The sequence below is a fragment of the Roseibium sp. genome, assembly GCF_050301095.1.
GTDB lineage: Bacteria > Pseudomonadota > Alphaproteobacteria > Rhizobiales > Stappiaceae > Roseibium.
The window spans coordinates 1-11,596 of record NZ_JBNKYW010000180.1 but is presented as its reverse complement, the minus strand read 5'-3'; the positions used below and the strand labels follow the sequence as shown (position 1 = coordinate 11,596).

The 11,596-nt window shown below is 62.0% G+C and carries 8 protein-coding genes and 2 pseudogenes; 6 read left to right on the top strand and 4 right to left on the bottom strand.

The genetic code is table 11. From position 1 onward, the window contains the following. The first annotated feature begins 15 nt into the window (after positions 1 to 15). A complete protein-coding gene (locus tag ACQY7U_RS17015) occupies positions 16 to 870 on the top strand; it encodes a LysR family transcriptional regulator (RefSeq protein WP_428646782.1) in 855 nt (284 codons plus the stop codon). 12 nt (positions 871 to 882) lie between these two features. Here ACQY7U_RS17015 and ACQY7U_RS17010 read toward each other — a convergent pair whose 3' ends face one another. Then, on the bottom strand, positions 883 to 2,343 hold the full coding sequence (locus tag ACQY7U_RS17010; RefSeq protein WP_428646780.1) for a TolC family outer membrane protein: 1,461 nt from the start codon (positions 2,341 to 2,343) through the stop codon (positions 883 to 885). A 520-nt stretch (positions 2,344 to 2,863) separates the two neighbouring features. On the opposite strand from ACQY7U_RS17010, the gene ACQY7U_RS17005 reads away from it, so the two are divergent. After that, positions 2,864 to 3,535, top strand: coding sequence for a GntR family transcriptional regulator (locus ACQY7U_RS17005; RefSeq protein WP_428646777.1), 672 nt, complete (start codon positions 2,864 to 2,866; stop codon positions 3,533 to 3,535). Between the two features lie 48 nt (positions 3,536 to 3,583). Here the strand turns inward: ACQY7U_RS17005 and ACQY7U_RS17000 are convergent, their stop codons facing one another. Continuing rightward, positions 3,584 to 4,633 carry a LacI family DNA-binding transcriptional regulator gene (locus ACQY7U_RS17000; RefSeq protein WP_428646775.1) on the bottom strand — a complete coding sequence of 350 codons (1,050 nt, stop codon included), beginning with the start codon at positions 4,631 to 4,633 and terminating at the stop codon, positions 3,584 to 3,586. A 250-nt stretch (positions 4,634 to 4,883) separates the two neighbouring features. Here ACQY7U_RS17000 and ACQY7U_RS16995 point away from each other — a divergent pair, with 250 nt between their 5' ends. From ACQY7U_RS16995 to ACQY7U_RS16980, 4 genes and pseudogenes are all read left to right on the top strand, one after another. Beyond that, the gene (locus tag ACQY7U_RS16995; RefSeq protein ID WP_428646772.1) at positions 4,884 to 6,251 is read left to right on the top strand and encodes an ABC transporter substrate-binding protein; all 1,368 of its coding nucleotides are present in this window, start codon (positions 4,884 to 4,886) and stop codon (positions 6,249 to 6,251) included. A 478-nt stretch (positions 6,252 to 6,729) separates the two neighbouring features. Further along, positions 6,730 to 7,635 (top strand): annotated as a pseudogene (locus ACQY7U_RS16990) (carbohydrate ABC transporter permease); the annotation flags it as partial. Further along, positions 7,635 to 8,783 carry a carbohydrate ABC transporter permease gene (locus ACQY7U_RS16985; protein WP_428646769.1) on the top strand — a complete coding sequence of 383 codons (1,149 nt, stop codon included), beginning with the start codon at positions 7,635 to 7,637 and terminating at the stop codon, positions 8,781 to 8,783. The pseudogene ACQY7U_RS16990 and the gene ACQY7U_RS16985, both read left to right, overlap by 1 nt. 33 nt (positions 8,784 to 8,816) lie before the next feature. Continuing rightward, a complete protein-coding gene (locus ACQY7U_RS16980) occupies positions 8,817 to 9,908 on the top strand; it encodes an ABC transporter ATP-binding protein (RefSeq protein ID WP_428646767.1) in 1,092 nt (363 codons plus the stop codon). Positions 9,909 to 10,036: 128 nt separating this feature from the next. Here the strand turns inward: ACQY7U_RS16980 and ACQY7U_RS16975 are convergent, their stop codons facing one another. Further along, positions 10,037 to 11,365 carry an FtsX-like permease family protein gene (locus ACQY7U_RS16975; RefSeq protein WP_428646764.1) on the bottom strand — a complete coding sequence of 443 codons (1,329 nt, stop codon included), beginning with the start codon at positions 11,363 to 11,365 and terminating at the stop codon, positions 10,037 to 10,039. Then, positions 11,352 to 11,596: pseudogene (locus ACQY7U_RS16970) on the bottom strand (ABC transporter ATP-binding protein); the annotation flags it as partial. The pseudogene ACQY7U_RS16970 and the gene ACQY7U_RS16975, both read right to left, overlap by 14 nt.

Here is an 11,596-nt window from a genome sequence, read left to right as displayed (position 1 = left end):
GAATAGGAAAATGTTTTGGACACAAGGTTCCTTCAAAGCCTGCTGGCAGTGGTCGACACCGGATCGATCGCGGCGGCGGCCCGGCTTCAAGGCTTGACGGCGGCTGCGGTCAGCCAGCGCATCAGGGTTCTGGAAGCCGAGCTCGATTGCGAACTGCTCAACCGGTCAGCGCATGCGGCCGTTCCGACGGAGGCCTGCCTGCGCCTGCTTTCCCCGGCTCGGAAGCTGGTTCGGGACGCGGCGCGGCTGAGCGCGGAGGCTGATCCGGATGGCCTGCGCGGTCCGTTTCGCCTGGGGGCCGTTTCAACGGCGCTGCACGAGTCCGTGCCGGCGTTGATCCGCACGTTCCGCGAAAAGGCCCCCAATGCCGAACTGACGATCCGTCCGGGGACGTCGCTAAGCCTTTATGAGGGCCTTCTTGCGGGCGATCTGAATGCGGCGATTACCGTTGAACCGCCTTTTGCCCTGCCAAAAGGGATTGTCAGCGAACTACTCGTCACTCAGGCGATCGTTCACATCTCCCCCGGTGATCTGTCTCGGCAGGACACTCGGGAAAATGCACTGCCGTGGATCGTCTACGACCGCACGTCCTGGGGCGGCCGGTTGATCTGGGAGGCCTGTCACGCGCGGATCGCAGGCGGGCACATCCTGTGCGAACTGGATGCGCTGGAAACGATTGCCCTGCTGGTGGCGCAAGGGGTTGGGCAGGCCATCGTGCCGCATTGGCGGGGACTGACGGAAAGCCGCTTGCGCATTGGGCCTTCGGGTGCAGCGGGAACTCTTTCGCGAAAACTGGTTTTCTTGAGAAAAAATGCTCCTGCATCGGTCCTGGGCGATCTGGCGCTTGCTGCCTTGCGGCAGGAGGCGTGAGAGCCGGAAGGCTCACTCGACCGGCGGCAGGAGCTGTGTTTCGATGATCACGGGCATCGCTGTTTCCGCTTCCGCGATCTGGGCGTGGAAGACATCGTTTTCAGACGGGCCGAGGCGCAAGTCCCAGGTGTTGAACTCCGGGATCAGTCTGGCGACCGGGGCAGGGCGTTCCTCGATGATCGAGAAATGCTGCGGTGCCAGCCGGCCGATATTGGCCAGCAGGAAGAAATCGGCGATACGCGCGTCGTAACGGGCCCGGACATGATTGACCCGGCTGAGCAGCAGTTCCCTTTCGCCGTCGAGGACATCGAGCAGGGAACGCTGGCCGCTGTTGAATTCCACCTGCAGACCTTTGACGGCGCGCTTGTTGGCTTCGATCGCCTGTTTGCCGGCCTTGGCCCTGAGCCGCGCCGCGGCCCGCTGTTTCATGGCCCGAATGACGTTTTCCCGCACGATCTGCTGGGTGTCGTCCAGGCGGAATTCCTGTTCGTCGGCGGTGAAGCGCGCCCGTTTGGCGGCGGCAATGTTGCGTCCGCCGGTGAAAAGGGGCGCGGTGACCCGGACTCCCATGCGGAAGTCCTCTTCGTCCCGATTGCCGAGATTGCCGCGGTAGCCGTTTTCCCACGAGCTTTCCAGCGAAACGCGGGGCAGCATGTCGCCGACGGAGGCCCGGGCGGCGTAACGCGCTGCTCTGGCATCGGCGGTGGCCGAACGGATCCTGGGATTGTTCTGCAGCGCGACTGAAATGGCGTCGTCCAGTCCGGCCGGTTCAATGGCCTTGGGAATGCCGGGCCAGCCGAGCTTGCCGGGATTTTGGCCGGTCAGTCGCTGGTAAAAGGCTTCGGAGGCCTCCAGGTCGCCTTTTGCCTGGTCGCTGTTGCCCTGTGCCTCGGCAAGGCGCGCCAGCGCCTGTTCAATGTCGGTGCGGGTCGCGTCGCCGGACTTGAAGCGTGCGCGGGCGGCTGTCACCTCCCGCTGGACGACGGCGGAATAGGCGGTGAGGTGCGCGAGAATGGCCCGGTCGCGAACCACCCGCAAATAAGCGTCAGCCGTGTTGAACAGGAGTGTCTGTTCGGCCCCGATGAGCTGGTTGCGGCCGCTTTCCGCCTCTTCATGGGCCTGGTTCAGCCGGTTGACCCCGGCAAGGCCCTGGAACAGCGTTTGCGACATGCTCACGCTCAGTTCGTGATTGAAGGCCCGGTCGCTGGTATGGCTGCGGTCGCTCCGATAGGCCTCCTGCTCGGCGAGATAGGAGCCTGTTACCTTTGGCAGGAACTCCGATCTTGCGGTCCAGATGTCCTGATTGGTTGCCTGATAGCGCGAGCGTTCCGCCTTCAGGCCCGGATTGACCGCATAGGCCGATGCCATGGCCTCTTCCAGCGATTGGGCTGAAACCGTTGCCGGGACCGAAACAAGGCAGACGAGCATCGTCCCGGCCAGTAGACTGGCCGGAGTGCGTCTTTTCCGTCGCATCCGTTTTGTCGGCCCGTTCAAGGCTGTCATTGAAGCACCAAAGGTTCTGTTGGTGCCCACGATAGATTTTTATAGTTAATCAAAGGTAAGCCAATACCCGGAGATCCATGGGGTTTCGTCAAAAATTTCAAGAGGTTCTTGTTGTAGTTTGAGCGTGTTTCCCGTCGGTTGACGTGCCCGCAACCACATTGAAGCGGTTGCTTGAAACGAGTCGCGGACAGGCACCTGGGCCTGGATTCGGCATGCGGACAGGTATTTGAAGAGTTTTTATCGATAATATTGACAGTAATCTTTTTAGCCTGCGGATCGCCGCAATTTTGTGGCAAACCAAGGAAGAACCGGGGGGCAGGTGGCGAATTCACCATTGGTATTGGCCAGATTGTCAATGTTTTTCATAAAATCCTATCGATAAAATTATCAATCTGGAATGGATTTGCTTTCAAAAAAGAACCTCCGTGCCGGGAAGGGATCCCGGCAGAAGAATTTTTTGCTGCCAGTCAGGAATTGGGTACTTCCCGCAATGCCATCGAGAGTCAAAACGACACGGGTCGACAAGGCCTATGCACGATTGAAAGCCGAAATTCTGAACGGCGAACTGCCGCCGGGCTTTCAGGCGCCGGAGCCTGACATCGCTGGCCGGCTCGGAATGAGCCGGACACCCGTGCGCGAGGCGTTGATCCGCCTGGAGGCGGAGCGTCTGGTCGATCTTATTCCGCGTCGGGGCGCGAAGATCCTGCCGATTTCGAAAAAGGACATCTGCGAGATCTTCGAAATCCTGGCCGTGCTGGAAGCGCTTGCCGCAAGTTCGGCCGCCAAGCTCTCTCCGGATGAAGAGCTCCTGTCCGAAATCGACATGGCCATCACCGAGGCCGAAGAGGCGCAGACCCGGTGTGACATGGAAAGCTGGGCGCTGATCGACGACCGGATTCACAAGCTTGTCGCCCGCGCGGGCGGCAATACCCGGCTTGAACTGGAGATCGTGAACCTGCTCAACCAGGTTTTCCGGGCCAATTCCGTCCTGCTTCGAATGAACAAGGCACCTGCCTCCAATGCCGAGGATCACCGCAGGATCCTGGAGGCGGTCCGGGCCGGACAGGCGGAGAAGGCGTCCGAGATCGCCCGCATGCACCGCCTGAGCGGTCTTGTGACAATGGAAAAGGTATTGCAGACCTGTGGATTGAGCCACGTCTGATCCGGTTTCCGCGGCAGAAGCGTTGCGCGGGCAGACCCGCCTCCGGGGTCAGGCGTTTCCGGTTCCGGACGGCGCCGGTCCCGTCGACTGGCCGATGATCAGTTCGGCGTCGAGATGCAGGGACGACGGTTTGCTTGCAGGGTCGGCGATCATGGACAGCAACAGCTCCGCCGCTTTCTCGCCTGCATAGCGCACGGAAGACCGTGTGCAGGTGAAAATGGGCACTTCTCCGCTGTTCGGCAGAAAGGAGAGGGCGTCGTCATGGGTGATGATGGAAACGTCCTTGCCGGTCTTCAGGCCGCATTGCCCGACGGCCCGGGCGACACCGATCGCCGTAATCATTGAAGACACCAGAAAGGCTGTTGGCGGATTGGCGGCCGACAGCATTTCCATCGCACTGTCGCAGCCGTAAGGCTCGGTCATGTCGTCGCTGCGCATCAGCGCCGGATCGGCTGCAAGGCCCCGGGCGGCCAGCGCGGCCTCAAATCCGGCGCGCCGCCGTCGGGCGAAATCCATGTGTTCCAGACCGTTCAGCAGCGCGATCCTTGTGTGGCCCAGGTCGAGCAGCAGACTTGTAGCCCGCTCGAACGCGCGGCGGTTGTTCATGTCGATCCAGGAGGTTTCCTCCTCCGCTCCCGGGATGCGTCCATGAACCACGAATGGAAGGTTGAGTTCTTTCAGAAGCTTGTGGCGTTGCTCGTTGTTGGCCGGACCGTGGATGATGACACCGTCCGCCTTCTTGCGGGAGGCGATCTGCCGGTAGGCGTCTTCCTCGTTGGCATCCTCGACCACGGAAATGATCATGTCGTAGCCGTGCTTGGAGTAGGTTTCCCCGGCACCTGCGATGAATTCCAGGAAGATCGGGTTCATCATCTCGTGGATCGAACGGGGGATGACATGGCCGATGGCCATCGACCGGCCGGTCGCAAGGCGCCTTGCCTGGCTGTTGGGCGCATAACCGAGTTCCGCGGCCATTTCCGCGACCCGCTTGCGGGTCGCTTCGCTGACTTCCGGATAACCGTTCAGCGCGCGGCTGACGGTTGTCTGTGACAGATTCAGCCGCTGGGACAGTTCTTTCAGGTTCACGCCGTTGCTCATTCCGCCTCAAAACGCTTTGAAAGCATCCCTCCAAACAAGCTGTTATTGAAATGCAACATTTATTAGCGATCTGCAATCTTGACAAGTCCGGATCGTCCAGACATGTTTAGGCCGAAATCCAAAGCGGTTTGGATGACCGGTTCTGGTGGGATTACCAATCTGGAGCGTCGGGTGGGTGTTGCTGCCAGGCGGTGAGGTGTGCCACTTTTGATTGCATGTCCCAAGGGAGGGACAATCTGGGAGGATTGACATGAAATCTCGTTTGATGGCTTGTGCGGCCGGTCTGGCGCTGGGCGCCGGCCTGTGCATGAACGCCGCCGCGGCGGCCGATCTTAAATTCGCGCCGGGCGAAGGTCCCTTCAACTGGGACAGCTACAACGAATGGGCCAAGAGCGCGCCGGACCTGAAGGGCCAGACCGTGACGATCGCCGGCCCCTGGCTGCAGCCGGAAGACGGCTACTTCCGCAACGTGCTGGCCTATTTCACCGAAGCGACCGGCGCCGAAGTCATTTACACCGGCTCCGACTCCTTCGAACAGCAGATCGTGATCGATGCCGAAGCGGGCGCCGCGCCGAACATTGCCGTCTTCCCGCAGCCGGGCCTTGCGGCCGACATGGCCGCGCGCGGCCTGCTGACGCCGCTGCCGGACGGCATGGGTGACTGGGTCGCCAACAATTACGGCGCCGGCGAAAGCTGGGTCAATCTGGGCACCTACAAGGACAAGGACGGCAAGGGCCAGCTTTACGGCTTCTTCTACAACGTCAACGTCAAGAGCCTCGTCTGGTACGTGCCGGAAAACTTCGAGGACGCCGGTTATGAAGTGCCGTCGACCATGGAAGAGCTGAAGGCCTTGACCGAACAGATCGTTGCCGACGGCGAAACCCCCTGGTGCATCGGCCTGGGGTCGGGGGCCGCGACCGGCTGGCCGGCCACCGACTGGGTCGAGGACATGATGCTGCGCACCCAGCCCGCCGACGTCTATGACAAATGGACGACCAACGAAATCGCTTTCGACGATCCGCGCGTGATTGCCGCGATCGAGGAATTCGGCTGGTTCGCCCGCGACGATGCCAAGGTCGCAGGCGGCGCCGGTACCGTGGCCACCACCGACTTCCGCGACAGCCCGAAAGGCCTCTTCTCCTCGCCCCCTCAGTGCTACTTGCACCGTCAGGCTTCCTTCGTTCCGGCCTTCTTCCCGGACGGCGTGGAATTCGGCACGGACGTCGATTTCTTCTACTTCCCCGCCTATGCGGACAAGGACCTCGGCAGCCCGGTTCTGGGTGGCGGCACGCTGATGGCGATCACCAATCCGTCCGATGCGACCAACGCGCTGATGGAATTCTTCAAGCAGCCGCTCGCTCATGAAATCATGATGGCGCAGACCGGCTTCCTGACCCCGCACAAGGGGGCCAACCCTGCCGCCTACAAGGACGACACGCTGCGCGGCCAGGGCGAGATCCTCGTCAACGCCAGCACGTTCCGCTTTGACGGATCCGACCTGATGCCGGGCGCTGTCGGTGCCGGCTCGTTCTGGACCGGCATGGTCGACTATGCCGGCGGCAAGGACGCGAAAGCCGTTGCCGGTGAAATCCAGAAAAGCTGGGACGCTATCAAGTAATCCTCCTGGCGGCCGGTTTCCTCCGCGGGGCCGGCCGTTTTTCTGGCGATTGGGCGTTAACGTTCAAAACGACAAAGTTCCTCAAAACCGGAAGCTCCCGGCCGTCGGGGGTTCCCCATAACCACAATGGGAGGGAACGGCCATGCTATCGGACAATCCGGCACTCCTGGGCCTGATGACCATCATCATCGGCGTCGGAGCCTGCCTCGGTTACTTCTACCTGTCCAACCTGATCCTCGACAGGTTCATCTTTCCGGCGCGCGGCCCGAATGCCGGGCGCAACATCAACCGTGCCAACATGGTCCGGCCCTGGCTGTTCCTGTTTCCGGCCCTCTTTGCCCTGGCGCTTTATCTGGCCTATCCGGTGTTCGAAACACTGCGCCTGTCGCTGACGGACCGCTCCCTGGGCGGGGCTTTCGTGGGCTTCGACAACTACCGCCAGATGATGAACGAGGCGAAGTTCTGGGAAGCCGTGCGCAACAACATGCTCTGGCTGATCGTCGTGCCGGCGGCCTCGACCGCCTCCGGCCTGCTTGTTGCCCAGCTGACCGACCGGATCAGGTGGGGCAATGCGGCCAAATCCCTCATCTTCATGCCGATGGCGATCTCCTTCGTCGGCGCTTCGGTCATCTTCAAGCTGATCTATGACACGCGCCCGGAAGACCAGAACCAGATCGGCGTGCTGAACGCGGTCTGGCTGAAATTCGACGGTGGCATCGGCTCGGTCCTTGTCCTCCAGATCCTGCCGACACTTCTGCTTCTGGGCTTTGCGGGGGTGACCGGGTATCTGATCTGGTCCTTCGTTCGCGACCTGGTGGCCGGAGGCAGAAACCGGTCGGCACTGCTGGTGCCGCTCCAGCTGCTGGTGGCTCTCGGCGGGCTGTGGCTGATCTGGCACGCCGTCAGTGCGGTTCTCGGGCTCTGGGTTTCGGAACTGCCCTACGGCGCGCCCCAGACCTGGCTCACCCTGCCGTTCTGGAACAACTTCTTCCTGATGGTCGTTCTGATCTGGATCCAGACCGGCTTTGCCATGGTGATCCTGTCGGCGGCCCTGCGCGGCATTCCGGAGGAGACCGTGGAAGCCGCCATCATCGATGGCGCCAACCCGTTCCAGATCTTCTTCAAGATCAAGGTGCCGCAGATCATGGGCACCATCGTCGTCGTCTGGACCACGATAACGCTCACCGTGCTCAAGGTCTTCGACATCGTCTTCGCCATGACCAACGGCCAGTGGGAGACCCAGGTGCTGGCCAACTACATGTACGACAAGCTTTTCCGCGCCAACGACTGGGGCGTCGGCTCGGCCAGCGCCATCGTCATCATGCTGCTGGTCACGCCAATCCTGGTCTGGAATGTCTATAACGCCCGCAAGGAGATGCGATAATGGCTAGCATTGCAGGCAGGAAGTCTGGCCTCACATGGGCCGTGCATGTCTCCGTCGCGCTTCTCGTGGTCGCGTGGCTGTTTCCGACGGTCGGACTGTTCGTATCCTCCTTCCGCACGGCGGACCAGATCGCGAGCTCCGGCTGGTGGAGCGCGTTGCTGCCCTCCGAACAGAACGTCGTCTTTCGAACCTCGGATCCCGACGACACACGGGTTGCCGACGGCGACGGGTTTGTCGTGACCGGCAACATTTTCGAAGGGGAGCCGAGCGAAATCCGGTCCTGGGGCGTCTCTTCCCGGGACGTATCAGCCCATCAACCCGGTGAGACCGCCGAGATGAAGGGCGGTGAGTCCCTGACCCTTCAGGCCGACGGCAGCTACATCTGGCGCGGCAACGACAAGCAGATCTCCGGCAGGGGGCAGCGCGTTTTTGTTACCGCGACCGTGCCACCCGAGTTCACGCTCAAGAACTACGGCACCATCCTGTTTTCAGGCACGGGTCAGGACAACATGGCCAAGGCCTTCTTCAACACGCTGACAGTCACCATACCGGCCACGATCATCCCGATCGTCGTCGCTGCCTTTGCCGCCTATGCACTGGCCTGGATGGAATTTCCGGGACGGGCGCTTTTGATCGCCGCAGTGGTTGGGTTCTTGGTCGTGCCGCTCCAGCTGGCGCTGATCCCGCTGCTGCGGCTGCATCTCGGCATCGGCATCGGCAAGGGCTATCTCGGCGTCTGGCTGGCACACACGGCCTTCGGCATGCCGCTCGCGGTCTATCTCCTGCGAAACTACATGGTGGGCCTGCCGCGGGACATCATCGAGAATGCCAAGGTCGACGGGGCGACCGATTTCCAGATCTTCACGAGGATCATCCTGCCGCTCAGCTTTCCGGCACTCGCTTCCTTCGCGATCTTCCAGTTCCTGTGGACCTGGAACGACCTGCTTGTCGCCAAGGTGTTCCTGATCGACGCGACAGGGTCGACCACCGTCATGACCAACCAGATCGTCGAGCTTCTGGGCACGCGCGGCGGCAACTGGGAAATCCTTGCGACCGCCGCCTTCGTTTCCATTGCCGTGCCGCTCTTCGTCTTCTTCGCGATGCAGCGCTATCTCGTGCGCGGCCTTCTCGCAGGATCGGTCAAATAACATGAACAGAACAAGCCTGGGGGTACAGCCGGCATGACTTCGTTGTCCCTGAAAAATGTCAGCAAGTCCTATGGAACCGTCGAGGTTCTCAGGAACATCAATCTGGAGATCGAGCAAGGCGAGCTGATCGTCTTTGTCGGGCCCTCGGGCTGCGGAAAATCGACGCTCCTGCGCATGATCGCCGGCCTTGAAAGGATCACCGGCGGCACGCTGGAGATCGACGGCATGGTGGTCAACGACGTGCCGCCGGCCCAGCGCGGCATCGCCATGGTGTTCCAGTCCTATGCGCTTTATCCGCACATGACCGTCTACGACAACATGGCCTTTGCCCTGAAACTCGCGGGCAAGTCGCGCGACGAAATCGACAAAGCGGTGCGGGCCGCCGCCGACCGGCTGCAGCTCACCAGCTATCTCGACCGCCTGCCGAAAGCGCTCTCCGGTGGCCAGCGCCAGCGGGTGGCCATCGGCCGGTCGATCGTTCGAGACCCGAAGGTCTTCCTCTTCGACGAGCCGCTGTCGAACTTGGATGCGGCGTTGCGCGTTGCCACCCGCATCGAAATCGCCCAGCTCAAGGAAAGCATGCCGGAAAGCACCATGGTCTACGTCACCCACGATCAGGTGGAAGCCATGACGCTCGCCACACGGATTGTGGTGCTGCACGGCGGTGACGTGGAACAATTCGGCGCGCCGCTCGATCTCTACGAGCGCCCGGCCAACACGTTCGTCGCCCAGTTCATCGGTTCGCCCGCCATGAACCTGATCGAGGCCGAAGTGACCGCCACCGGCGGCACGACCTCCGTGCGCATGGCCGATGGCGGCCATGCCGATATGCCGATTGCTTCCGGAGAAGGCGACATGGGCGCGGCCGTCAGGCTCGGCGTTCGTCCGGAAGATCTGACGGTCACCGAAAGCGACGACTATCTGGTCTCCGCCGATGTGGACATGGTGGAAGCGCTGGGCGAGACCACGGTGCTTTATTTCATGTCCCAGAACGGCGAACCGGGCTTGATCGCCAAGCTTCCGGGCATTCACCAGATCGCCAAGGGCACAAGTATCCGCCTGACAGCAGCCCCGGAAAAACTGCATCTCTTCGATGGAGACGGAAAGTCGTTCCTGTACCGGTAACGGGATTGGATCAGACAGCGCGGTGGGGAAGCCTCCATCGGACCCCTCCCTCTTTTAGGGAGGGGTTAAGGGCGTCTCACTCGCAACCTGTTGATCCCATTGCCGCAATCTTGAAGAAACAGCAAGTTTCACGTCCTCAGTTCCGCGATGACATTGCGTGTCACGGACAGGAAAGCCGGCAAGAGTGCGATGAGGGCCGTGAGGGAGACGAAGGCCGCGATCAGGTGGAATTCGGGCCAGTCGAGTGACGCCGTGACCAGAATATCCGTCCTTGCGGTAACGGCCTCTGAGATCAGGCGCACCCCGACCCAGCCGACCGCGAGTCCGGCAAGCGAGCCGGTGACGATCAGAACCGCCGCATAGGACCAGACGACGGCGAAGACGAAGCGTACAGGTGCTCCGAGCGCCCTTAAAAGCGCCAGCCGCCGCGAAAACAGTCGCGTGAGAATGATCAGGCCGGTCAGCACGCCGGCCGCGACAAGCACCTGGGTCAGAACCGCCATCACCGAGAGGATCTGCCGGACATCGCCCATCAGCGCATGGAGCTGGGCCAGCACCGCGCCGGGGAAGAAAGCCATCATGTCGTGCCGGGTAAAGTCGGAGCGCAATGCGTAATTGGCCCAGAGCGCATCGGCGCGGACCAGCACAGCGGGCGTTCCTGGGAAATAGTCGGCATCGAAGGGCGGGCCTATCCGTCCGCTCCGCTCCGGCGCGTGTCCCCTGGCAAGTCCGTGTACCTGCCAGACGCTCTCCACCGGCACCAGTATCGCCCGGTCCCAGGGACTGCCGGTCGGCGGCATTTTTCCGACGACGGTTATCTCGTGCCCTTCGTGGGCGTCCTCATCCGCGCCGTCCTCCACGCCGTGGGCCGGGCTGAACGTGTCGCCGGGGGCGAGGTTCACCTTGACCCCGGCAATGGCTTCGTCCGTGGCGGCGAACATCCTTCCTTCGGCAAGGCCGCCCGCCAGATGCGTGACGAACTCCGCTGTCGTTCCGACAACGGGGGCGTCCCCGAAACTGTCACCGAAGGCAATGGGGGCTGCCAGGTCGACATGGTCGTGACCGGCGATTTCATCAAAGGCCGCACCGTCGAGCAGGGGCACGTCGCTCGGCTGCAAATAGACAGCGGCAAACATCATGGTGATCTCGCTGCCCGGCGCGGCGACGATGAGGTCGAACTTTTCGGCGGCCCGCGCGCTGCCCCGGCGCAGTCCCCGTTCCTGGGCGATCAGGCCGACGCCGATGCCGACGGAAACGGCGATCAGCAGAACGAATGTCAGATTGCTCCAGCGAAAACGCCACAACAGTGCGGTGACCAGGGCTAAGGGACGAAAACCGCGCAGCACGAAGGCACCCGCAAGCAGCGCGGGCAACAGCAGCAGGGCAAGAAACATCGCGTCCTGCGCGAGGGGGGACAGGGACTGCCAGGTGTCGGAAGTCAGGTCAGACAGGAGCAACCTCCCTCAACAGGCAGCCGTCGGCGATTTCCGCGACCCGGTCCATGCGTTTCAGAAGATGCGGATCGTGACTGACGGCAATCAAGGTCTTTTTCTCCTCACGGGTCAGGGTAATCAGGTCTTCGATCAGGATATCCGCCGTTGCCCGGTCGAGGCTTGCCGTCGGTTCGTCCGCCAGGATGATGGAGGGATTATGCGCCAGCGCCCGGGCAATGGCCGTGCGCTGGCGCT